Raw genomic sequence first — 23,207 nt, forward strand, 5'->3', positions numbered from 1 at the left:
CACACATCATGACCGACAACGACTCTGCCGCGTCGCACATCGACGTCGCCATCATCGGTGCCGGCTTCGGCGGGCTCGGAGCTGGAATCAGGCTCGAACAGGAAGGCCGCGGCGACTTCTTGATCTTCGAGCGTGACAGGGCGGTCGGCGGGACGTGGCACGTGAACACCTATCCCGGCGCCCAGTGCGACATTCCCTCGGCGCTGTATTCGTTCTCGTTCGCACCCAACCCGGACTGGACCCGCCTGTATCCACTGCAGCCCGAGATCGAGCAGTACCTCAACGACTGCACCGACCGGTTCGGTATCCGGGATCGAATCCGGTTCGGACACGAGGTGCTCGACGCGACGTGGGACGACGACCGGGCGCGTTGGATCGTGCGAACGAGCGGCGGAACATGGACTTCTCGGATTCTGATCGGAGCCCTCGGCCCGTTCAGTGAACCCGCCACTCCCAGTATCGACGGTCTGGAATCGTTCGGAGGCAACGTCTTTCATTCGGCCCGATGGAACCATGACCATTCGGCCGAGGGTAAGCGTCTCGCCGTCATCGGCACCGGCGCATCGGCGGTGCAGTTCGTACCCCGACTCGCTCCGTCGGCCGCACATCTGACGCTTTTTCAACGCACGCCCACGTGGATCCTTCCCCACCCGGACCGTCCCATCTCCGAGTCCGGCAGATCCGCGCTGAGGAAGTTTCCGGCGGCTCAGCGCGCCATGCGTCGTACGTTCGATCTGTTCCAGGAAGCTCTGGTGCCCGGCCTGATTCGGCACCGCGCCCTGCTGACGCCGTTGACCGCACTGGGCCGGGCTCACCTACGCAGACAGGTGAAGGATCCCGTACTCCGCGAGAAGCTCACTCCCACCTACACATTCGGCTGCAAGCGGCCGACGTTCTCGAACAAGTTCTACCCCGCCCTGTGCCGCGACAACGTCACCGTCGAGACCACCGCCATCTCCCGCGTCGTGCCCGAGGGCGTCGTCACGACCGACGGAACGGTCCACGAGGTCGACACCATCGTTCTCGGAACAGGTTTCACCGTCGCCGGGCATTCAGGCTTTCGGCGCATCGTCGGTCGAGGCGGACGGTCGTTGGCGCAGACCTGGCCCGACGGAGAGATGTCGTCGTATCGAGGGACGACGGTGCACGGCTTTCCGAACTTCTTCATGGTGCTCGGCCCCAATTCGGTGGTGTACACCTCGCAGGTCGTCACCATCGAAGCACAGGTGAACTACGTTCTCGCAGCACTGCGGGCGATGGACGACAAGCGCTTGGCCGCAATCGACGTCACCCGCACTGCACAAACGGAATTCGCGGACTACACGGACGAACGGTTGGCCGGTTCGGTGTGGAACTCGGGTGGGTGCAGCAGCTACTACCTGAGCCCATCGGGCCGCAACGTCACCTACTGGCCGGGTTCGGTACGCAACTTCACCCGTCGTATGTCGACCATCGAACTCGACCACTATTCCTGCCGCAGTGCCACTGTCGATGTGCCGGGCACACTCGCCGTCACCGAGGAGTCCGCATGAAGAACCACATGGACCTCACCGGCAAGGTCGCACTGGTGACCGGCGGTGCACGCGGCATCGGTGCCGCGACCGTAGCAAAACTGGTGGCCGCCGGTGCGTCCGTGGCAGTGGTGGATCGAGATTTCCCGACCGACGCGGCTGGTGCTGCACGGGTGTTGCTGTTGACCGGGGACGTCACGGATCCGGAGGCGATGGCGGAGTGCGTGCAGGCGACGGTGCGCGCCTTCGGCGGGATCGACATCGTGATCGCCAACGCCGGCATCACACCGCCGCCTGCCACCATCAGGACCGTCGACCGCGCGGTGTTCGACTCCGTCATGGCGGTCAACTTCGGCGGTGTGCTCACCATCGTCCGCGCCGCGGCGGACGAGATCGTGACCAGTGGTGGACACATTTTGCTCGTATCGTCCTGTGCTGCATTCACTCCCGGCATGGGCGGGTCTGCCTACATGGTCAGTAAGGCAGCCGTGGAACAACTGGGCCGCGCGCTACGCATCGAACTCGCCGCGGTCGGTGCATCGGCCGGTCTGGCGTACTTCGGGGTGGTCGACACCGATCTGGCGCGCCACACCCTCGACAACGATCCGATGGGCCAGCGGATCGGTGCTTTTCTCCCCTGGCCGTTGAGCCGTCGACTCCCGTCCCCACGGGCGGCGGACCTCCTGGTCGACGCGGTCCGTACGCGTCGAGCACGGCTGATCGCCCCTGCAGTGTGGGCACCGTACTTCTGGTTCCGTGGGATCCTCAACCCGATCCTGGAGTGGAAGCTACTGCGTGACAACGCAGTCGGCGATATCATTCGCGACCTCGAACACAGCCGGGCGCACTGACACCCGGACGGGCCCCTTACGCGTCGACGCTGGGAACCGCGTCCAGCGGAGGCAGGGTTCGCGAACACAGCTCGCGCGCATCCGCATCGGACATTCCGAGGGCGAGCAGCACGCTGTGCGCCATGTTGTCGACGGCATCGACGTCGCTACGTTCCGGCTGTTCGAGCAGTAGTTGCCCCATGCCCAGCAGTGCCCCCGCTGCCAGAGCCAGAGCCAGCTGGGTGTCCTGCACGCGGAAGTGCCCGGTCAGTACTCCGGCTTCGATGTCGCGCGAGGCCCGCGGACCGAGACCGTGCTTCGAGGTGATCAACTCCGGCCCGGAGTGGATGAGCACTCGGCTCAGATCCGGTTGTTGCCGGAACAGTCGGCCTGCGATGCGGAACGACCGGGTGAACGCTTCTGCGGGATCGTCCTCGTCGTCGCTCAACGAGTCCAGGTAGATGCCCAACAGCTCGAGGGCACCGTCGACCGCAGCCTGGAACAGCTGCTCTCGGCTCTCGAAATGGTTGTAGAACGACCCCATGCCGACGTCTGCGGCCTGAGTGATCTCGGCAATCGGCACGTGCAATTCGCCGCGGGCTATGAAGCTCTGCGCGGCAGAGATCAGGGCACCGCGCGTGCGCGCTTTGCGTCGCTCGAGGCGATTCGGGGTTTCGGTCATGGTCCCTACTCCTGAGTGCATTTGTCGCCACCTTGACCCTTCCTCACCGCTGACGAATTTGTCAACACTCTTGACTGACCGATTAGTCATAGGTGACGATAGTGTCACCAACGAGGGAGGGCTGATGGGACACGACGTCGACGGCCACAAGAACATGCATGTGGATCAGGGCGCGCTTCCAGGCGAACACCCGGGAAAAGCCGCCGACCCGATCATCAAGGTGCGCGACATCGCGTGGCTCGAGTTCCGCAAACCCGACCTGGCCAAGGCCGAGGCATTCGCGGTGGCGTTCGGTTTCACCGTCTCACTGCGCACGTCCGAGGAGATTCACCTGCGCGGCACGCACGTCGGGTCGCCGTGCGTGATCATCCGACGCGGCAGACGAACACGGTTCGTCGGCGCGGCGTTCGCTGCCGCCGAGGACGCCGACGTCGTCCGCCTCGCCGATGCCACCGGGCAGCAGGTGCACCGGCTACCCGAAACACTCGGCGGCATCGCCGTCACTCTGACCGATCCGGGCGGGCAGCCTGTGCAGATCGTGTCGGGCTACACCGAACATCCCGAACTCCCGGGCCAGGACGCGCACACCTACAACTTCGGCGATCCACGCAACCGGATCAACGCCACCCAGAGGCCCCCGCGTCAGCCCGCGCGCGTCCAACGGCTCGGGCACGTGGTGCTGCAGCGAGTGGACTACCTGGAGAACCTGAACTGGTACCTGCACCACCTGGGTCTGATCGTCAGCGATTTCCTCTACTACGACGGCCAACGCGACCGCGGACCGGTGATGAGCTTCATCCGCTGCGATCGGGGCAGCATCCCGTCCGATCACCACACGCTCGCGATGACTCTCGGCCCGTCGAATCGGTACGTGCACTCGGCATACCAGGTGACCGACATCGACGCCATCGCCGCCGGTGGCGAATTCCTCACCGAGCGTGGGTACAAGCACTCCTGGGGTATCGGCAGACACATCCAGGGCAGTCAGATCTTCGACTACTGGCGCGATCCCGACGGTTTCCTGGTGGAGCATTTCAGCGACGGCGACATGTTCGACAGCTCGCTCGAACCGGGCTGGGCACCGATGACGGCATCCGGCCTCGCCCAGTGGGGCCCACCGGCATCGAAGGACTTTCTCGGTATCGCCCCGAGCAAAGCCTCTCTGCACGAGCTCAAATCGATCCTGTCCTCCCTACGCACCGACAACGAGTTCGATACCGAACGCCTTCGTGGCCTGATGAAAGTGGCTTCCTCATGAGCATCGCTGTACTACGCACCGCCGACGCCTGGTGGATCGAGACCCCGGCCGGGGCGTCGCGCATCGACACGTCGGCAACCACGACCGCCGAGCTTCTCGCCGATCGCGCCGCTGTGGACGCAGCACGTACCGGCACCGATGTGGTTGCAGTGGAGACGCTTTCGCTCGTCTCCCCGGTCACCGCACCGTGCCGGGTGGTGGCGAACATGACCAATTTCGTGTCACACGTCAAGGACTCGGGCATGAACCCCGACACGGTGCCACTGACGTTCTTTCGGAAGACGTCCGGTTCGATCAGCGGCCCCACCGACGACATCGTCAAGCCGACGCACGTGAAACTCCTCGACTACGAAATCGAGATCGGCCTGGTATTCGGCAAGACGCTGACCGTCGGCACAAAGATCGACGCCACCAACGTGGCCGAGTACGTCGCCGGACTCGTCATCACCAACGACGTGTCTGCGCGAGATGTTCAATTACCGAAAACCCAGTTCTACGAGGGTAAGTCGTACCCCACGTTCACGCCGGTCGGCCCACGACTGCTCCTTCTCCAGGCCGGAGAATTCGACCGGTTCGGCGAGCTGACTCTGACACTGCGCGTCAACGGGACTGTGCGACAGGACAGTACGGTCGCCGACATGATCTACCGTCCCGTCGAATCCCTGAAGGCGCTAAGCAAGTTCCAGCGGCTCGACGCGGGAGATCTGCTGCTCACCGGCACTCCCGGTGGTACTGCGCTGAAGGCTCCGGCCAAGCCGATCGAGATGATCGGATCTCTGATCCCGCCGGCGCTCAAGTGGAAGGTGTTCTTCAAGAAGCAGGCCAAGAATCCCGACTTCCTGCAGGACGGCGACGTTCTCGAACTGACGTGCTCCACCCCCGACGGATCCCTCGACCTGGGAGTGCAGCGCACCCGGGTCTCGTACCGATGACCGAACGCGGATCCGACGGCACCCACCACCCGGTGGTCATCGTCGGATCCGGCCCGACGGGCATGACGGCCGCTCTGCTGTTGGCGCAGTACGGCATCCCCTGCCTGGTGCTCGATCGCTGGGCCGACGTCTATCCGCAGCCGCGCGCAGTACATCTCGACGACGAGGTGTACCGAATTCTGCACGACATCGGTGTCGCGGAGGATTTCGCCGGCATCTCACGTCCCGGCCGCGGGCTGCGACTGTGCACCAAAGATCTGCGCACCCTGGCCGAGTTCGAGCGCGATCCCGACGACAGACCGCACGGCTACCCCCAGGCGAACATGTTCGATCAACCGGACCTCGAGCGCCTCATGCGCACGCACGTCGCCCGATACGACACGATCGAGATGCGCGGCGGGTGCGAGATCACCGACGTGCAGAACCTGAAAGATGCCGCCCGAGTGTCGTACACATCCACCAAGGACGGAACCCCACACTGGGTGACCGCGGATTACGTACTGGGCTGCGACGGTGCCAACAGCATCGTGCGCCGGTCCATCGGGTCGAAGATGGAGGACCTCGGGTTCGCGCAACGGTGGTTGGTGATCGATATCGCCACCGATGCCGAACTCGATCAGTGGGACGGCGTTCACCAGGTGTGCGACTCCGAACGATCCGCCACGTACATGCGGATCGGCTCCACCCGCTACCGCTGGGAATTTCGGATGCTCGACGGCGAAACCCTCGACGAGTTCGAGGATCTCGCCGCCGTCCGGCCGCTCATTGCGCCGTGGCTGCGGCACGTCGACGACCCCACCATGGAGCTGATTCGGAGCGCCGAGTACACATTTCGGGCGCAGGTCGCCGGCCGATGGCGGGATCGACGCGTGTTCGTCCTCGGCGACGCGGCGCACTTGACTCCACCGTTCATCGGACAGGGAATGGGCGCGGGTCTGCGTGATGCGCGCAACCTGGTCTGGAAGATCGTCGGGGCCCTCGACGGGCACGTCTCCGATTCGGCACTCGACAGTTACGAAATCGAGCGAAAGACTCATGCCACGGCCATGATTCGGATGGCCGTCGCCATGGGCTGGACAATGACCGGTGGCAGCCGACTGACCGGAATTCTGCGCACCACGCTCGCACCGGCTCTCGGCCACCTGCCCCTCATCGGAGCGAAGGTGTCCGACAGCGCCACTCCTCCGCTCACCCGTTCCGATTTCGTCCAGCGTCCGGCAGCGCAGATCCGTTCGGTGGTAGGCGCGCTGTGCCCCAACAGCTCCCTGGACAACGGCACCCGACTGGACAGCATCGCGCCGGGACAGTTTCTCTTCGTCTCGACGACCCCGTTGACCGTCGAACAGCGACGCGAGGTCGATCGTCGTGGCGCTGTCGTCGTCGAGGTCGCGGCCTCCTCCGAGCTCGGACTGTGGTTGCGGCGCGGTCACGCGGTAGCGGCTGTCGTACGACCGGACCGAACCGTCATGGCGGCGGGTAAGTCGGTGCCGGCCTTGCACACCCGAGTTCCGAGCACCAGGTTGCGAAGAATCGATCGAACCACTCCCACGGCGGCAGTAGCCACCCCGAGAACCGGAAACACCGCAACGAAGAGGCGTAGATGAACACCGCACTTGTCACCGGAGCCACGTCCGGTATCGGCCAAGCTGTCGCCGAATTACTGCTCGCTCGCGGCTACCGCGTCATCGGCACGAGCCGCAGTTGTTCCACCGTGGTCGACCCCATCCCCGGGGTCGAGTACCGAGATCTCGATCTGACCGACCCGGACTCCATCCGGACGTTCGTCGACGGACTTGCCGACGTGGAGATCGATGTTCTGATCAACAATGCGGGCGAAAGCCAGTGCGGCCCCATCGAGGAACTCCCGATCGAGGCGGTCACCCGGCTGTTCCAGCTCAACGTGTTCGGTGCCGTCGAGCTCATGCAAGCCGTACTGCCGGGGATGCGCGAACGCCGTCGGGGCAAGGTCGTCAATATCGGCTCGATGCTGGCCAGCTTCCCGTTGGCCTATCGCTCGTCGTACGCCGCGACCAAGGCAGCGATCAAGGGCTTCTCGACGGCGGCCCGCTTCGAGCTCGCGCCCTACGGGGTGGACATCACCACCGTCGAACCCGGCTCCATCGCCACCGGACTCTCCGCCCGCCGCACGAAGTACTGCGGACCGCATTCACCGTACCTCCGCGACTTCACAACGGTGATCTCGCACCTCGACGCCAAAGAGGCACAGGGTATCTCCGCGGACACCGTGGCCGAGACGGTCCTGAAAGCCGTCGAGGACAAGAAGACTCGACCCCTCTATGCCGTCGGCAGCAACGCTCCCGCGGTGTTCATGGCGCAGCGACTGCTGCCGCGCACCGTGCTCGAGAAGTTCACCGCCCGGGCGTACGGACTGCCCACCAAGCGACCGGTGACCTAACGGAACAGCCCTGCGACGAACGGGATCGTGTCGGCCTGTGATTGCACGAGCGCTCCGCTGTGATCGGCGTCGTAGGGCCGGAAGGTCACCGGCTGACCGTTGGCGGTGAGCCTGGCGACGTACGCGGCGGTCGTCGGGAACGGGACATCGGTGTCCCGCAGTCCGTGGCCCATGAAGAACGGCTTGTCGAAGCCGGCCTCGGGCATGGCCATGTAGTCGTCGAGTACTGCGGTGAAATTCGGCAGGCTGGTCAACGGCGCAGTGAAGAAATCACCGACCTTGACGCCCTCGAGCTGCTCCTCGAGGTCCGCGACACAGGCCGTCTCGGCCAGATCCGCGTATTTCTTTCCGGCGGGAGTGAGGATATTGTCCAGGCCTAGCTCGGGGTGCGAATAGCGAAGAGCAGCAGCGATGTACGCGACGTACGCGGTCAGACCGGCCGGGAGCGCCACCGGCGGCATCCCCGGTCCACCGATCGAGACGAGCTTCTCGATGTACGCGGGAGTCCCGGTGCCCACTGCGCCGCGATAGTCCAGATCCGGTCCACCGAATTCGGTCGCGTAGCGCGCGGTGTAGATCGCTGCGCCGCCGCCCTGGGACTGACCGACCGTCACCCACTTGCGCGAGAGTTGATCGCTGTAGTTGCGGCCTGCCTTCACCATGTCGACCACGTTGTGCGCCGTGGTCCGCCCGTCCAGATATGCCTGCAATCCTTCGGTGCCGAGGCCGGCATAGTCACTGGCCACAACGGCGTAGCCCTGCGCGAGCCAGTTACCGAGGTACGGCAGATCTCGTTCGGCCAGCGCGGGTCCCGCGACCGAGGGCGCGCACGAGTCACCGAGCCCGGAGGTGCCGTGAGCCCACGAGATCACCGGCCAACCGCCCTCGGGCGCAGTGCCCTGCGGAAGGAAGACGGTGCCGGTGCTCAGGGCCTTCTCGCCGAACGTGTCGGTGGTGACGTAGGTGAGCACCTCGGCCGAGGACGAGCCGGGGATCCAGAATTCTTGCGGTAGAGCGCGACTGGAGACGACATCGCCGATGTTCTGGGTGATCGTCGGCGCTGCGGAGGCAGGGGCGGTCAGCAGGCCAGAAGCCATGCCCGACGCCAGCGCCGTAACTACTGCAAGGGCACCGATCCGACGACGAGCAATCACTGGGTCTCCGTTGCGTTCGAGTGTGCGCCACCGCGTTCGTCGATGCGCGCCACCTTGTAATACACGACCGCGCCGATCCAGACAACGAAAAACGTGCCGACGACGAGTTGGCCGGCGAGGTTGAGGTCGATGACGGCCAGTGCGTCCCACAAGCCACCGGTCAGCTCGAACTGCTCGGCAAGCAGCGTCAGCAGCTGGACCGTCCCGATCACCAACGCAACGAAGACCGACAGGCCCGTCATCGTCATGTTGTAGTAGATCTTGCGGACCGGAGTTACGAACGCCCAGCCGTACGCCTTGGACATGAAGATGCCGTCGATCGTGTCCATCGTCGTCATGCCCGCCGCGAACAGGACCGGCAGCGCGATGATGGCCATCGGCGGGAGCCCGCCGGCGATAGCGGTGGTGCCGGCGATCGCGAGTAGACCGACCTGTGTGGCGGTGTCGAAACCGAGTCCGAACAGCAAGCCGAGCGGGTACATCTGCCACGAATGGTTGATCATCTTGTCGTAGCGGCCCCGGAACAGTCGATTCATCAAGCCGCGCTTGGCCAACAGCTCGTCGAGCCCGGCCTCGGTGACGTCACCGCGTTTCGCGCGCCGCCAGACTCCGACGATGCCGGCGAGGACCGCGATGTTCAGCGCGGCGATCAGGTACAGGAAGGTTCCCGACACCAACGTGCCGATGATGCCGCCGACCCCGGCGAACGCGTCCTGAAACGCCGTCGCCTGCGACGCGACGAAGGCAATCGCGGCGACGAACACGAACACGACCGTCGAGTGTCCGAGCGAGAAGAACAGCCCGACGGCCAACGGCCGCTTGCCCTTCTGCAGCAGAAAGCGGGTGGTGTCGTCGATGGCGGCGATGTGATCGGCGTCGAACGCATGCCTGAGACCGAGGGTGTACGCCAGCACGCCGGCTCCGGCGTAGACGAGAGTGCCGTCGGCTCCGGTGAGGCCGTGGATGCTGGGAATCGAGTCGTAGTGGGTGAACAGGCCCCAACCGATCACATGCAGAGCGGCGATGAAGCCGGCCATCGCCAGCAGTCGCGGCACCTCGTCACGAGTGAATCGACTCTGCCGTCGGCCGATCTCGACGGGCGAAAGTTGGGTCGTCATGTCGATCATTGTCTCCGATGCACGCGGGTATGCCGACTCGAACGAAGGGCGCGGCGACACGTGGTCAGGATGCTTCAGGAGGATCTGAGCCTTCCGACTGCCGGATGTATTCGTCGGCGATCTCGTCACTGGTGGTCAACCAGACATCGGGTTGAGCCGCGAGGTAGGCCAACGCGAGATCGAGATACTTGTGCCTGAAAGGCTGCCCGATCACGAAGGGGTGCAAAGCAAGAGGCAGAACCCGTCCGCTCGTCGTCGAATCCGCACGCAGTTGTTCGTAAGAGTCCACCACCATCTGCAAGAAATCCGGACCGGTGAGCCCTTTGCCGAAAAGCAGGAGATCGTTGAGTTCGACGGTGTACGGAACGCTGAGCATCCCTGGGGTTGTCAACGGGTACGGCTGGTCGTCATTGGTCCAGTCCAGGACATATCGGTACCCCAGCTCCGCGAGAATGGCCGGAGTGTGATGGGTCTCGGTCAGCCCTGGGCCCATCCAACCGCGAGGAGCGGTGCCTGTCGCTCCGCGAATGACGTCAGTTACCTCGCCCAGTACACGCAGCTCTTCGTCCGGTTCGAGTCCACTGTGCAACCTCGAATTCGTGCGTCCGTGCGCGAGCCATGTCCAGTGTCTCTTCAGACCAGCGTCGATGATCTGTGGATAGTGCTCGACAACATCTGAATTGAGCAGAACACTGGGACGAATTCCATGACGATCGAGACTTTCCATTGTGCGCCAGATGCCGACGCGGGCACCGTAATCACGCCACCCGTGATTGAGCGCGTCCGGAGTCAGGGCCGAACTGCTCGGCCAGATGCTGGTCGACGGTTCGTCGAAGAGAAAGTGCTCGACGTTCAGCCCGACGTATACCGCGACCCGCGCGGACCCGGGCCATACGATCGGGGCTCTGTCGACGATGGGGCTGTAAATGTACGGCGGCTCGAAGCGTGGCTGGTCTGTCATGGACGACACGGTAAGACCTGCCACCCATGTCAGAGTCAACCGTCGAAGGTATAACCGAACCATGCGAATCGGGGAGTTGGCACGCAGGACAGGAGTCAGTGAGCGGTCTTTGCGCTACTACGAGCAGCAAGGACTACTGGCTTCGGATCGCTCACCCTCCGGCCAGCGGCTCTACTCGGAGTGGGCAGTCGATCGAGTCGTGCACATCCAGCACCTGTTCGCCGCAGGAGTCTCCAGTAGAACCGTGTCCGCTCTTTTGCCGTGCATGCGAGACATCGACGGCGGGCCATCCGACACCGCCACAGAAAGGCTGTCCGAGATGTTGGCCTCAGAGCGGGCGCGGGTCGACGCGGCCATACAGAACCTCCAGCGTTCCCGCGACACACTCGACGAAATCATCGACGCTGCGGCGGGCGAGTCTCAATAGTTTGGCTCGATTCGATCGACAGCGACGCCTCGCTCGCAACCAGGGGGCATCGAAGGTGTGCTGAGTGTCCACAATTCGTGTCTGCAGGCGGAATCCCGCTTACGTAGTCGAATTGTGGGCGCTGAGGTCAGTGCAATACCCCCAATGCCGCCAATGCCATTGCTCGAAGCACCGGTCGAGCATTGCGCGAAGGCGTGCGGCCCGCGCTGTAGGGCGTGGAGTTGATGAGTCCGAATACCGCGTGCGCGGTAGTTCGGGCATCGGCCTCGTTCAGTTCCGGGTCGACGGCACACAGGGTCGACACCCACAGCTCCACGTATTCGCGCTGCATGCGGCGCACCTTGCGTCGCGCCCCCTCAGGGAGGCTCTGCAGGTCGCGATCCTGAATCCGAATGAAAGCCGGTGTCTCGAAGGCGAAGTCGAGGTGGAAATCGACCAGAGCCGACACCGTCTCTTCATCGACCTTCCGCGAGCCGACCACCTCGCGACCGCCGTCGAGCAGATACTCCGAGATTCCGACCATCAGTTCGACGAGCACCGCCTCCTTGTTCGGGAAGTGGCGATAGACGGCCGGTCCACTGATGCCGACGGCTGCACCCAGATCCTCGAGCCGCACCGACGCGAACCCGCGTTCGGCGAACAGCGATGCCGCGGCATCGAGCAGTTGCTGCCGACGTTCGGCTTTGCGTTGCTCACGCACAGTGGCCGGCTTGACCTCGATCTCCTGCACTGCCACCCCCTCGAACCTGGACTCTCGGTTAATCGTAGTTTACTATCATGTCAGTTATCAACCATTAACTGAACCCTGTGTGACACCGACGTCCAACCCCTGAAGGCGTGCATCTCATGGCGATCGATACCGCTGCCAACCGCGCAGATCATCAGCTACTCACGCAGCAGCTCTCCCAGAAGCTCGCCGTGGCAGCACTCGGCGGTAGCGAGAAGTCCCGGGAACGGCACATCGCCCGCGGCAAGCTGCTCCCCCGCGACAGGGTCGACGAGCTGTTGGATCCGGGTAGCCCGTTCCTCGAGATCGCACCGCTGGCTGCCAACGGCCTGTACGACGACGAGTGCCCCGGGGCAGGCGTGATCGCAGGCATCGGTCGCGTGGCCGGTCGAGAGTGCATCATCATTGCCAACGACGCCACCGTCAAAGGCGGCACGTACTACCCGATGACGGTGAAGAAGCATCTGCGCGCGCAGGAGATCGCCCTGCAGAACACACTGCCGTGCATCTACCTCGTCGACTCCGGTGGCGCATTCCTGCCGCGTCAGGACGAGGTATTTCCTGACCGCGACCACTTCGGACGCATCTTCTTCAACCAGGCGACGATGAGCGCCAAGGGAATTGCGCAGATCGCCGCCGTGATGGGCTCCTGCACCGCGGGCGGGGCATACGTGCCTGCAATGAGCGACGAGGCCATCATCGTCAAGAATCAGGGAACCATCTTCCTCGGCGGCCCGCCCCTGGTGAAAGCTGCGACCGGCGAGGTCGTCACCGCCGAGGAACTCGGTGGCGGAGACCTGCACTCGAAGGTCTCCGGAGTCACCGACCATCTGGCAGACGACGACCGCGACGCATTGCGCCGCGTCCGGAAGATCGTCTCCACCCTCGGGCCCCGCACGCCGCGGCCATGGGATGTCGTTCCCACCCGCGACCCGATCGTCGACCAGAGCGAGATCTACGACGTAGTCCCCACCGACCCACGCACCCCGTACGACGTGCGAGAGGTGATCACTCGGGTGGTCGACGCAGGCGAATTCGACGAGTTCAAAGCCGAATACGGCAAGACACTCGTCACCGGATTCGCCCACCTCCACGGCCATCCCGTCGGAATCATCGCCAACAACGGTGTGCTGTTCGCCGAATCTGCGATGAAGGGCGCGCATTTCATCGAACTCTGCGACAAGCGCAGCATCCCACTGGTGTTCTTGCAGAACATCACCGGCTTCATGGTCGGCCGAGACTATGAAGCCGGCGGCATCGCCAAGCACGGCGCGAAGATGGTCACCGCAGTGGCCTGCGCCCGCGTTCCGAAGATCACAGTCGTCCTCGGCGGCTCGTACGGTGCAGGCAACTACTCCATGTGCGGCAGAGCGTATTCCCCGCGTTTCCTGTTCATGTGGCCGAACGCGCGAATCTCGGTGATGGGCGGCGAACAGGCCGCGTCCGTCCTTGCCACCGTCCGAGGTGACCAATTGGATGAGTCGGGTAATCCGTGGTCGGAGCAAGACCAGGAGGCCTTCAAAGCTCCGATTCGTGACCAGTACGAGAGTCAAGGCAACCCCTACTATTCGACGGCCCGGCTGTGGGATGACGGCATCATCGACCCCGCCGACACCAGAACTGTTCTTGGACTGGCACTCTCGGCGTGCGCCAATGCGCCGCTCGAGCCGGTCTCCTACGGCGTTTTCCGGATGTGAGAGAGATGACCACGATGTTGGACACCATTCTGATCGCCAACCGCGGTGAGATCGCGGTACGCGTCGCTCGAACGTTGCGCCGCATGGGCATTCGGACCGTCGCCGTCTACAGCGATGCGGACGCCGACGCCCGGCACGTCCGCGAGGCCGATACCGCGGTACGACTCGGCCCCGCCAGCGCACGCGAGAGCTACCTCGACATCGACAAGGTGATCGCCGCCGCGAAAGCCACCGGCGCACAGGGAATTCACCCCGGCTACGGATTCCTCTCGGAGAACTCCCACTTCGCTGCGGCCTGCGTCGAAGCCGGAATCGCCTTCCTCGGACCGCCGGAGAAGGCCATCGAGGTGATGGGCGACAAGATCGCCGCCAAGGCCGCGGTCAGCGCCTTCGGTGTCCCGGTTGTACCCGGCATCTCCCGACCGGGACTGTCCGACGAGGACCTGATCGCCGGTGCACCCGACGTCGGATTCCCTGTCCTGGTCAAACCGTCCGCAGGTGGCGGCGGCAAGGGCATGCGTCTGGTCGAGCGCGCCGAGGATCTGCCTGCCGCGCTGGCCAGTGCCCGCCGCGAGGCGGCCTCCTCGTTCGGCGACGGCACGCTGTTCCTCGAGCGATTCGTGTTGCGGCCCCGGCACATCGAGGTGCAGATCCTCGCCGACGGTCACGGCAACGTCATCCACCTCGGTGAGCGTGAATGCAGCCTGCAGCGACGCCATCAGAAGGTCATCGAAGAAGCGCCGTCCCCACTGCTCGACGCGCAGACCCGAGCGCGTATCGGCGAGGCTGCCTGCAACACCGCTCGCAGCGTCGACTACTCCGGTGCCGGCACCGTCGAGTTCATCGTCTCCGCCGACCATCCCGACGACTTCTTCTTCATGGAGATGAACACTCGACTCCAGGTGGAACACCCGGTGACCGAGATGGTGACCGGCATCGACCTCGTGGAGTGGCAGGTCAGGATCGCCGCCGGCGAGCCACTGACGCTGAGTCAGCACGATATTCGACTGACCGGACACGCCATCGAAGCCCGCGTCTACGCCGAGGATCCCGGCCGCGAGTTCCTCCCGACCGGCGGCACCGTCGTCGGGTTGCGCGAGCCCACCGGCACGGGCATCCGCGTCGACTCCGGTCTCGCCATCGGCACCGAGGTGGGCAGCAATTACGACCCCATGCTCTCGAAGGTCATCGCGCACGGCCCCGATCGGACTACAGCGCTGCGCAGCCTGGATCGTGCGCTGGCCGATACCTCGGTACTCGGCGTCGTCACCAACATCGAGTTCGCTCGATTCCTGCTCGCCGACACCGAGGTCCGTGCCGGCAATCTCGACACCGGCCTACTGGACCGCCGCGTCGAGGATTTCGTTGCCGCCGACGCCCCCGACGAGGCGATGATCGCCGCAGCCACCGTCGCCTGGCTCGATACGTGGCAGGAGGCGGGCCAGGACATCTGGGCAACGCCGTCGGGCTGGCGGGTGGGAGCGCACGCACCGTTCCAGCTCCGGCTGACATCCGGCACTCGGACCGCGCACGTGTCCATCACCGGGACCCTCGATGCGGCGACGGTCGTCGTCGACGACGAAGAACCGCGCCGACTGCGGGCCTCCGCTACCGAGGATTCCATCGACCTCGTACTCGATGATCGACGCGATTCGATGACCGTAGCCCGAAACGAATCGTCCACCTGGGTATCCAGCTCACGCGGCACCTGGAGAATCGATCGAATCGCCGAACCCAATGTGCGCGAGGACGACACGCAGTCCGGCGACGCAGAGATCCTCTCGCCGATGCCGGGTTCGATCATCGCGATCGGAACGACCTCCGGTAGCGCCGTCACCGCAGGCACGGCCATCGTCGTCGTCGAGGCGATGAAGATGGAACACACCTTGACCACGCCCATCGACGGCACCGTCGAACTCACAGTCGCAGTAGGAGATCAGGTCCGCGTCGACCAGGTCCTCGCCCGCATCGTTCCCACCGACACCGAAGAGGACAAGTCATGACCGAACATCTGTCGTCGTCCAATCTGCCCGACGAATACCAGCAACTGGTCAAATCCGTGGCGGACTTCACCCGCACCGTCGTCGCGCCGGTCTCGGCGAAACACGATGCCGAGCACTCCTTTCCGTACGAGGTGGTCGCAGGGATGGCCGAGATGGGCCTTTTCGGTCTGCCCTTCCCCGAGGAGTACGGCGGCATGGGCGGCGACTACTTCGCCCTGTGCCTGGCACTCGAAGAGCTCGGCAAGGTCGACCAGAGCGTCGCGATGACGCTCGAGGCAGGCGTCTCGCTCGGTGCCATGCCCGTCTACCGTTTCGGCAACGACGAGCAGAAGCAGCAGTGGCTACCCAAGCTCACCGCGGGCAAAGCTCTCGCGGCCTTCGGGTTGACCGAGCCGGGTGCCGGTAGCGACGCGGGCGGCACCAAGACCACCGCCAAGCGCGACGGCGGTGACTGGATCATCAACGGCAGCAAGCAGTTCATCACCAACTCCGGAACCGACATCACCGAACTGGTGACCGTCACCGCTGTGACCGGCGTCGACGAGACAACAGGACGCAAGCAGATTTCGTCGATCCTCGTGCCCACCGACACTCCCGGGTTCGTGGCCGAAGCGGCGTACAACAAGGTCGGCTGGAATGCCTCGGACACACACCCGCTCAGCTTTACCGATGTACGAGTCCCGCAGGAGAACCTGCTCGGCCAGGAAGGCCGCGGGTACGCGAACTTCCTGCACATCCTCGACGAGGGCCGGATCGCGATCGCTGCCGTATCGGTCGGTGCGGCTCAGGGTTGCGTCGACGAGAGCGTCAAGTACGCCAAGGAGCGCGAGGCATTCGGCGCTCCGATTGCCCGCAATCAGGCGATCTCGTTCAAGATCGCCCGCATGGAGGCACGCGCACACACCGCACGGACGGCGTATTACGACGCGGCGGCACTGATGTTGGCGGGCAAGCCGTTCAAGAAGGCCGCGTCCATCGCCAAGCTCGTGGCCTCCGAGGCTGCGATGGACAACGCCCGCGACGCGACGCAGATTCACGGCGGCTACGGATTCATGAACGAGTACGTCGTCGCCCGTCACTACCGCGACAGCAAGATCCTCGAAATCGGTGAAGGCACCACCGAGGTTCAGCTGATGCTCATCGCCCGGAGCTTGGGGCTATGAGCGACAAGCGCATTCGGCAACGCGGCCTGTGGTTCGAGGAGATGGAGCTCGGTACCGTCTACGAACATCGCCCCGGCCGCACCATCACCGAGGCCGACAACACATCGTTCACCACACAGACGATGAACACCCAGGCCCTGCATCTCGATGCCGCCTACAGTGAGACAACATCTTTCGGTCAACGGCTGGTGAATTCGATGTTCACCGTGTCCACCCTCGTCGGATTGTCGGTGACGCAGCTGACCCAGGGCACGATTGTCGCCAACCTCGGCTTCTCCGAGGTCTCCTTCCCGAAGCCGCTGTTTCACGGCGACACCCTCTACGCGGAGACGGTGATCTCGGACAAGCGCGAATCCAAGTCCCGCCCCGGCGAGGGAATCGTGACGTTCACCCACACCGGTCGAAATCAGCACGGTGACGTCGTCGCGATTGCCGTCCGCAAGACTCTCGTCCGGATGCGGCCCGAGGACGACGCGTCGTGACCTGGATTGCCCCTGGCCCGGCGTGGCTGTTCTGTCCAGCTGATCGACCCGAGCGATACGAGAAGGCAGCGGCCCGAGCCGATGTCGTCATTCTGGATCTCGAGGACGCTGTCGGTGCCGCGGACAAAGCCGGCGCTCGCGAGTCCGTGGTGTCGACACCGCTGGACCCGTCGCGCACCATCGTTCGAGTCAACGCGCACGGCACCGAAGACCAGGCTGCCGACCTCGACGCGTTGCAGCGCACCGAGTACACGACCGTCATGTTGCCCAAGTGTGAATCTGCCGGTCAGATAACAGCTCTGGCATCACTGAATGTCGTCGCACTGATCGAATCCCCGCTCGGCGCGATGACGGTCTTCGACGCACTCGCAGCCGACAATGCCATCGGTGCCATGTGGGGTGCCGAGGATCTGGTCGCTGCGATGGGCGGGAATTCGAGTCGACTGGGCGACGGCCGCTACCGCGATGTCGCACAGCATGTTCGATCGCAGACATTGCTGGCCGCCAAGGCGCGGGGACTGTTCGCGCTCGATTCGGTCTACCTCGACATCCCCCATCTCGACGGGGTGCGCGCCGAGGCCGACGACGCTGTAGCCGTGGGCTTCGACGGCAAAGTGGCCATCCACCCCAGCCACATCCCCGTCATTCGCGAGGCCTATGCGCCCACGGTCGAGGAAATGGACTGGGCCACAGCCGTACTCGACGCCGTCGAGCACAATCGCGGGGTGTTCGCCTTCCGAGGTCAGATGGTGGACGCACCGGTGCTGGCGCATGCTCGACGCATCGTCGCCCGCCGACCGATGTAGTTGCAGACGCCGATTAACGGCAGGCGCTGTACGGTGGCTGTACGAGCATCGGCACGGAAGGCGCAGCAATGACGGCGAAGGACCCCGCCCTGACGGCGCTGGCCCAAAACTGGCTGGCGTTGTCGGTCCTGCACGGTCGCATCGAGAGCCGCATCGAGAAGGCTCTGCAGGCCGGCCACAACCTCAGCGCTCGCGAGTATTGGCTGCTCGACGTCCTGGCACGTCAGCACGACGGGGTGGGCGGACACCTGCAGATGAAGCAGGTGGCCGACGCCGTCGTCCTGAGCCAGAGTGCAACGACCCGTCTGGTCACCCGCCTCGAGGACCGCGGGCTGCTCACCCGTTACCTCTGCCCCACCGACCGCCGCGGCATCTACACCGACGTCAGCGACGAGGGCCTGGCTCTGCTCGAGTCAGCGCGGCCGACCAACGACGCGGCCCTGCGTGAGGCCCTCGACGAAGCAGCAAGCGAACCGGATCTCGTCCCCCTCGTCGACGCCATCCGCCGATCCGAGAACTGACGTCAATCCAGCTGTTCTACGACCGTCCGAGTCGTGTCGGCGACAAGGGCGTTCATGGCCGGTGAGTCCTCCGCACCCGACGTCGTAGCACTGAGGACGACGAGCAGAATCTTCTGACCTTCGGGTCCGAGCACCAGGCCCGCGTCGTTGGAGACACCGTAGCTACCGGTTCCGGTCTTGTCGGCCGACGTCCACTGCGGGGGAATGCCCGCGCGGAAGCGGGCCGTGGAGGTTTGTGTGCCCGCCATCCAGTCCAGCAACTGCTGTCGTGATGCCCGTGTCAGTACGTCGCCGTCGAGCAGGGTCCGATAGCCGGCGGCCATCGAGTTCGGAGTTGTGGTGTCCCGAGGGTCGTCGGGGATGGCCGTGTTCAACTCCGGCTCGGTGCGATCAAGGCGAAATTCGGTGTCGCCGAGCGATCGCGCGAAGTCGGTGAGCGCCGCTGTGCCACCTGCTTCACGTATCAGCAGATTGCCGGATGTGTTGTCGCTCTTCGTCAACGCTGCGGAAGCGAGATCTGCGATGGTGACGACCGAGCCGGGTGCCCAATCGACGGCCGACTCAGGCACCTTGTCTTCTGCGGCGATTGTTCTGGTGTCGGTGAGCTGCAGCCTGCCTGCGTCGACGGCGGCGAGTACGGCCCCGACGGCATACACCTTGAACGTCGAGCAGAACGCGAAACGTTCGTCACCGCGATAACTCTGGATGGAACCGGACGTGAGATCGAGCGCGCTGACGCCGAGCCGAGCGGCGTCCCTCGCCTCGAGCTGAGAATATGGCTGTTCGGCCATAGCCTGATCGGTCGCGGTCCGAGATGTACTCGCTGCGGATTGCGGTGGTTCGGTAGTGGCCGTCGAGGAGCACGCGACGCCTGCCGTCAACGTTGCCGCCGCGATCACGGTGATCAGTCGGGTGGATGTCGAGGTACGCATGGGGTCATGCGATCACAGAACCGCCGGTACCTAGCTACTGGCCCCTCGGCCTTCCATTCCGCTTTCGGCCCAGCAGCTGTTCGCGGGCTCGAGCGCCTGGTTGCGAAAGCCGACCACGCGGGTGCGTGGAACCTTCGGCTCCATTATCGTTACTTCTGGTACGTAACGGAGAGCTCAATCGACCTCGAACGAGCCGCCCGGACGACAACAATCAGGAGGCACTTCATGAACGCCACCACACGCGCGATATTGAGCCCGGTCGTGGGTGCCATCGTCGCGCTGGCAATTCTCTGGGGCGTCGGCGGGGACATCCCGCTCTGGCGAGCCGCATCGATGGTTCTGGTCGGTGCGGGCGTCGTCTTCGGACTGAATTTCGCCTGGGAAGCCAATCCCTGGACCGAGAATCCCACAAGCGACGAGCACGAGCAGGTCACTGCCCGATAGAGGAACACTGCGGGAGGATCACTCGGCTTTCGACGGTGCCTCCCGCACTGCAACCGCCTGAGTAAAGCTTGGATTTCCCACGCTCACGGCCGTGCGTTCACTGCGCGGTCCATGTCGGATCGCGTTTCTGTAGGAATGCGGTGATTCCTTCGACGACGTCCTGCGTGGTGGTGAGTCGATCCAATTCCTGACGGTTCTGTGCCCACGAATCTTTCTCGTGCGCGATGGCACCGTCGGTGATACGTCGGGCCAGACGCTTGGATGCGCGCACCGCCAGCGGAGCGCCTTCAGCACAGAGCCGAGCGAGTTCGAGGGCGGTGGCGAGGACCTCGGTCGGGGCCACAACTCTGTTGACCAATCCCCACCGTGCGGCTTCCTGCGCGGAGATCGGCTGTCCGGTCAAGATCATCTCCAGGGCAATGTGTTCCGGCACCGCGGACATCAGCCGAAAAGCGCCACCTGCACCAGCGATGAGACCACGCCGGATCTCGGGCAGGCCGAACACTGCCGTGTCCGACGCGACGACCATGTCCGAGACCAGCGCGATCTCGGTTCCTCCTCCCATCGCCGACCCGTTCACGGCCGCGATGACCGGGACCGAGATCGGATGTTGCACAATGCCGGCGAACCCCCAGTGTTCGGTCTCGGACGGGGTCACCGCGCCGGGCCCTCCGGTGCCGAGGGCCTTCAGATCGGCACCGCCGCAGAAAGTCGCCGATCCCGCGCCGGTCAGGACGATGGCTCGGATGTCTCGATCTGCCTCGGCGGACTCCCACGCCTCCCCGAGCAACGTGTGCACGCGGGCGTCGATGCTGTTGGCAGCTCGCGGTCGGTTGATGGTGACGACGAGTACGTGACCTTCCCGCCTGGTCAGTACGACAGGTTCGGTGCTAGCTGCTTCGGACACGGATGTTCCCCTCGATGGTGTCGACAGTGAGTGTGGTCCCGATGATTTCGCGTGCCGGGTCGGTTCGATACAGAGACAGCGCACGGGCGCTGGCCGTGTCCCCGGGTGCCGTCTGTGCGGCGACGCGTCGCCCGCGCTCGTCTCTCGCGACGAGGAACGCCTGGTTCGGTTCCTGCTGCCGAGAATGCTCGACGGACACTGTCTCCACCACGAGAGTCCCGTCCTGTACAGGTGCACGAGGCGGTGGATCCGGCGTCAGCACTGCGGGTTCGGGATTTCCTACGTAGCCCTGTGGGTGCTGGTCGCCACCGAGCAGCACCGAGTGGTGATACGTCATATAGCCACCGTTCGCGTGCACCAGTGCGCAGTTCTTGCCGCCGCGAATCTCGCGGACGGATGCGGTGATCGAATGCAGCGAATGACTACTGAGGGGACCACCGAAGGACGAATGACCACCGGTCACACTGGGTACCAATGATTTCGGCGTTCCGAGGTGTCGGGTGGCGAGGGTCGGCACGATCGGGAAGCAGCTGTACACGTCGACCACGTCGAGTTGTTCGACTCCGATCTCTGCGGCGCGCAAGGCTCGGTCCATCGCATCCTCCATCGCTGGAGACCGGCCGAAATCGCTGCGGTCGAGAATGTCGACCGAATCCTCGGCACCCGCACCGCCCCAGACGAACACGAGGTCGCCCTCGGGGACACCGCGTTCTCGGGCTTCGGCCAAGCTGGTCACCACGATGCACGCCGCCTGGTCGACGAAGGGCATGGCGTTCATCGACAACGGATACGGCTCGCACACGATGCGGTTCTTCGGCGACGGCGTGCCGATGTCGGCAGCCGTCCGCACTCGCCCGTTCCACGAGTACGGGTTCTTCTGGGCGACAACGGAAAACTCCGCATACAGGTCGCTGCACTCGACCAGTCGAGACTCCGGATCCAGTCCGGCCTCGAATCTGAAGCGGCTCTCGAACAACGGATAGATCCGAACCGGAGTGATGAGGCCGGCCTCTTGCATTGCGGCACTTCCGAGTTGATCGAGGTCGAAGGTGGGCGGACCTCCCGGGTCCGCGGTCCATCCCCCATCCCGCACGGGCTCTCGCCCGGCCTTGACCAAGGCGCCCATCGAGGCCTGCGCTTCACCGCCCGCGATCACCGCTACCGTCGACTCCCCGGACGCAATGCGCGAGGCTGCGCGGTCGAGAAGGCGCGCGGGCCACTGACCACCGATCGGCGCGTCGAACACATCTGTGGGGGTGGCACCGAATCTACGGGCCAGCGCAGCGGCGGGACTGGCGTAAGCCCAGCTGGCGATATGGCAGAACGTGATGCTGTCCGCTCTGCGAATCCACGGCTCCGACGTCGGCGAATCCTGGAGTGCCTCGGTGGCAGCGCGCGCGATCAGTTCCATGGGTTCGACGCCCATGGGTTCGCCGCGGCCGCTTGTCTCACCGATAGCCACGATCACCGGAACACGTCTCGGATCCACCGTCGACGCCTCGTGGCGTACTGAACTCATGACCGGGAACCTATTACAGACACAGATTGTCCGCAATGCCGGGTAGGTGTCACAATCCCTGGGTGACCGACAAAACCAGGAGCCGACGGGGTAGGCCGCGTGATCCTGATCTGGAGGACCGCGTCTACGACGCAGTGCTCGAGGTCTACTGGGAGAAAGGCTGGTCGGGTTTCACACTCGACGCCGTTGCCCGCCGCGCGTCCGTCGGCAGGGCGGCGCTTTATCGGCGCTGGGAATCGAAGGGGGCCTTGGTCGTCGACGCGCTGGACGCTCGAAGTCCGCTCGCGACACCGATCGACCTCGGCAACCTGCGGGCGGATCTCGTCGAATTGGCGGTGCAGCTTCTGCAGGGCTACCGAGGAACGGCCGGTCTCGTCAGCCTGCGCGTCGCCCTCGATGCGCGGGTGCACCCCGACCTACTGGGGCACATGATCGACACACTCAACCGAAGCCGACTGGTTGCGGCCCGGCTGATCGTGCACCGAGCCCAGGAACGGGGCGAATTACCCGAGTCGGCCGATACCACCAGGATTCTCGAACTGGTAACAGGAGCGGTTCTCAGCCACGTCATCTTCTCGCATCACACCGATGCCGATCGAGGCGACACCGAGGACCGCGTCTACGCAGAAAGTCTGGTCGATGCTGTGCTCGGTGGTGTGTAGCTCCGGTCGTGCGCGTTTTGCGCGCCTCCAGGTACGCAAAACGCGCACGAGGGAA

At 64.5% G+C, this 23,207-nt stretch carries 23 protein-coding genes; 15 read left to right on the plus strand and 8 right to left on the minus strand.

The features are described from left to right. The first annotated feature begins 8 nt into the window (after positions 1–8). The gene (locus tag K414_RS25950) at positions 9–1,532 is read left to right on the plus strand and encodes an NAD(P)/FAD-dependent oxidoreductase (protein WP_051364917.1); all 1,524 of its coding nucleotides are present in this window, start codon (positions 9–11) and stop codon (positions 1,530–1,532) included. Next, positions 1,529–2,362 carry an SDR family NAD(P)-dependent oxidoreductase gene (locus tag K414_RS0103630; protein ID WP_027494705.1) on the plus strand — a complete coding sequence of 278 codons (834 nt, stop codon included), beginning with the start codon at positions 1,529–1,531 and terminating at the stop codon, positions 2,360–2,362. Before K414_RS25950 ends, K414_RS0103630 begins: the two co-directional genes overlap by 4 nt. A gap of 16 nt (positions 2,363–2,378) precedes the next feature. Here K414_RS0103630 and K414_RS0103635 read toward each other — a convergent pair whose 3' ends face one another. After that, positions 2,379–3,023 (minus strand): TetR/AcrR family transcriptional regulator, encoded by a 645-nt coding sequence (locus K414_RS0103635; protein WP_027494706.1) that lies wholly within the window; start codon positions 3,021–3,023, stop codon positions 2,379–2,381. Between the two features lie 124 nt (positions 3,024–3,147). Between K414_RS0103635 and K414_RS0103640 the strand changes: the two genes are divergently transcribed. Genes K414_RS0103640 through K414_RS0103655 form a run of 4 tightly spaced genes read left to right on the plus strand, consistent with a single transcriptional unit; the run spans position 3,148 to position 7,629 of the window. After that, positions 3,148–4,281, plus strand: coding sequence for a VOC family protein (locus tag K414_RS0103640; RefSeq protein ID WP_027494707.1), 1,134 nt, complete (start codon positions 3,148–3,150; stop codon positions 4,279–4,281). Beyond that, positions 4,278–5,213, plus strand: a complete 936-nt coding sequence (locus K414_RS0103645; protein ID WP_027494708.1) for a fumarylacetoacetate hydrolase family protein — start codon at positions 4,278–4,280, stop codon at positions 5,211–5,213. The genes K414_RS0103640 and K414_RS0103645 overlap by 4 nt, the downstream gene beginning before the upstream one ends. Continuing rightward, the gene (locus K414_RS25955) at positions 5,210–6,817 is read left to right on the plus strand and encodes a bifunctional 3-(3-hydroxy-phenyl)propionate/3-hydroxycinnamic acid hydroxylase (RefSeq protein WP_051364918.1); all 1,608 of its coding nucleotides are present in this window, start codon (positions 5,210–5,212) and stop codon (positions 6,815–6,817) included. The genes K414_RS0103645 and K414_RS25955 overlap by 4 nt, the downstream gene beginning before the upstream one ends. After that, positions 6,814–7,629, plus strand: coding sequence for an SDR family oxidoreductase (locus K414_RS0103655; RefSeq protein ID WP_027494709.1), 816 nt, complete (start codon positions 6,814–6,816; stop codon positions 7,627–7,629). Before K414_RS25955 ends, K414_RS0103655 begins: the two co-directional genes overlap by 4 nt. On the opposite strand, the gene K414_RS0103660 is transcribed toward K414_RS0103655, so the two are convergent. The 3 genes from K414_RS0103660 to K414_RS0103670 form a co-directional block, all read right to left on the minus strand. Then, a complete protein-coding gene (locus K414_RS0103660; RefSeq protein WP_143537114.1) occupies positions 7,626–8,726 on the minus strand; it encodes a lipase family protein in 1,101 nt (366 codons plus the stop codon). The two genes, K414_RS0103655 and K414_RS0103660, sit on opposite strands and share 4 nt — an antisense overlap. Positions 8,727–8,779: 53 nt before the next feature. Next, on the minus strand, positions 8,780–9,901 hold the full coding sequence (locus K414_RS0103665; protein ID WP_051365299.1) for a HoxN/HupN/NixA family nickel/cobalt transporter: 1,122 nt from the start codon (positions 9,899–9,901) through the stop codon (positions 8,780–8,782). A gap of 64 nt (positions 9,902–9,965) precedes the next feature. After that, positions 9,966–10,862, minus strand: a complete 897-nt coding sequence (locus tag K414_RS0103670; protein ID WP_027494712.1) for a polysaccharide deacetylase family protein — start codon at positions 10,860–10,862, stop codon at positions 9,966–9,968. 61 nt (positions 10,863–10,923) lie between these two features. Between K414_RS0103670 and K414_RS0103675 the strand changes: the two genes are divergently transcribed. Beyond that, complete coding sequence (locus K414_RS0103675; RefSeq protein ID WP_027494713.1) at positions 10,924–11,289, plus strand: MerR family transcriptional regulator; 366 nt, start codon at positions 10,924–10,926, stop codon at positions 11,287–11,289. Positions 11,290–11,416: 127 nt separating this feature from the next. On the opposite strand, the gene K414_RS0103680 is transcribed toward K414_RS0103675, so the two are convergent. Continuing rightward, positions 11,417–12,025, minus strand: coding sequence for a TetR/AcrR family transcriptional regulator (locus K414_RS0103680; RefSeq protein ID WP_027494714.1), 609 nt, complete (start codon positions 12,023–12,025; stop codon positions 11,417–11,419). 110 nt (positions 12,026–12,135) lie between these two features. Here K414_RS0103680 and K414_RS0103685 point away from each other — a divergent pair, with 110 nt between their 5' ends. From K414_RS0103685 to K414_RS0103710, 6 genes are all read left to right on the plus strand, one after another. Then, complete coding sequence (locus K414_RS0103685; protein WP_027494715.1) at positions 12,136–13,713, plus strand: carboxyl transferase domain-containing protein; 1,578 nt, start codon at positions 12,136–12,138, stop codon at positions 13,711–13,713. Positions 13,714–13,718: 5 nt separating this feature from the next. After that, on the plus strand, positions 13,719–15,716 hold the full coding sequence (locus K414_RS0103690; RefSeq protein WP_037219701.1) for an acetyl/propionyl/methylcrotonyl-CoA carboxylase subunit alpha: 1,998 nt from the start codon (positions 13,719–13,721) through the stop codon (positions 15,714–15,716). Next, positions 15,713–16,879 (plus strand): acyl-CoA dehydrogenase family protein, encoded by a 1,167-nt coding sequence (locus K414_RS0103695; protein ID WP_027494717.1) that lies wholly within the window; start codon positions 15,713–15,715, stop codon positions 16,877–16,879. The genes K414_RS0103690 and K414_RS0103695 overlap by 4 nt, the downstream gene beginning before the upstream one ends. Further along, positions 16,876–17,361 (plus strand): MaoC family dehydratase, encoded by a 486-nt coding sequence (locus K414_RS0103700; protein ID WP_027494718.1) that lies wholly within the window; start codon positions 16,876–16,878, stop codon positions 17,359–17,361. Before K414_RS0103695 ends, K414_RS0103700 begins: the two co-directional genes overlap by 4 nt. Beyond that, positions 17,358–18,167 (plus strand): CoA ester lyase, encoded by an 810-nt coding sequence (locus K414_RS0103705; protein WP_027494719.1) that lies wholly within the window; start codon positions 17,358–17,360, stop codon positions 18,165–18,167. The genes K414_RS0103700 and K414_RS0103705 overlap by 4 nt, the downstream gene beginning before the upstream one ends. A 68-nt stretch (positions 18,168–18,235) precedes the next feature. Then, the gene (locus tag K414_RS0103710) at positions 18,236–18,688 is read left to right on the plus strand and encodes a MarR family transcriptional regulator (protein ID WP_027494720.1); all 453 of its coding nucleotides are present in this window, start codon (positions 18,236–18,238) and stop codon (positions 18,686–18,688) included. A 2-nt stretch (positions 18,689–18,690) separates the two neighbouring features. On the opposite strand, the gene bla is transcribed toward K414_RS0103710, so the two are convergent. Further along, entirely contained in the window at positions 18,691–19,620 is a 930-nt protein-coding gene (gene bla / locus K414_RS0103715) for a class A beta-lactamase (protein ID WP_027494721.1), read from the minus strand. A gap of 225 nt (positions 19,621–19,845) precedes the next feature. On the opposite strand from bla, the gene K414_RS0103720 reads away from it, so the two are divergent. Beyond that, complete coding sequence (locus tag K414_RS0103720) at positions 19,846–20,064, plus strand: hypothetical protein (RefSeq protein WP_027494722.1); 219 nt, start codon at positions 19,846–19,848, stop codon at positions 20,062–20,064. A 97-nt stretch (positions 20,065–20,161) separates the two neighbouring features. Here K414_RS0103720 and K414_RS0103725 read toward each other — a convergent pair whose 3' ends face one another. Next, on the minus strand, positions 20,162–20,971 hold the full coding sequence (locus K414_RS0103725; RefSeq protein WP_037218868.1) for an enoyl-CoA hydratase-related protein: 810 nt from the start codon (positions 20,969–20,971) through the stop codon (positions 20,162–20,164). Continuing rightward, complete coding sequence (locus K414_RS0103730) at positions 20,955–22,490, minus strand: acetyl-CoA acetyltransferase (RefSeq protein WP_237606122.1); 1,536 nt, start codon at positions 22,488–22,490, stop codon at positions 20,955–20,957. The genes K414_RS0103725 and K414_RS0103730 overlap by 17 nt, the downstream gene beginning before the upstream one ends. Positions 22,491–22,552: 62 nt before the next feature. Here K414_RS0103730 and K414_RS0103735 point away from each other — a divergent pair, with 62 nt between their 5' ends. After that, positions 22,553–23,152: a TetR/AcrR family transcriptional regulator gene (locus K414_RS0103735; RefSeq protein WP_027494725.1), complete on the plus strand. Its 600-nt coding sequence runs from the start codon at positions 22,553–22,555 to the stop codon at positions 23,150–23,152. Positions 23,153–23,207: the final 55 nt, after the last annotated feature.

It is taken from the genome of Rhodococcus sp. JG-3 (assembly GCF_000482405.1).
GTDB classification, from domain to species: Bacteria; Actinomycetota; Actinomycetes; order Mycobacteriales; family Mycobacteriaceae; genus Rhodococcoides; species Rhodococcoides fascians.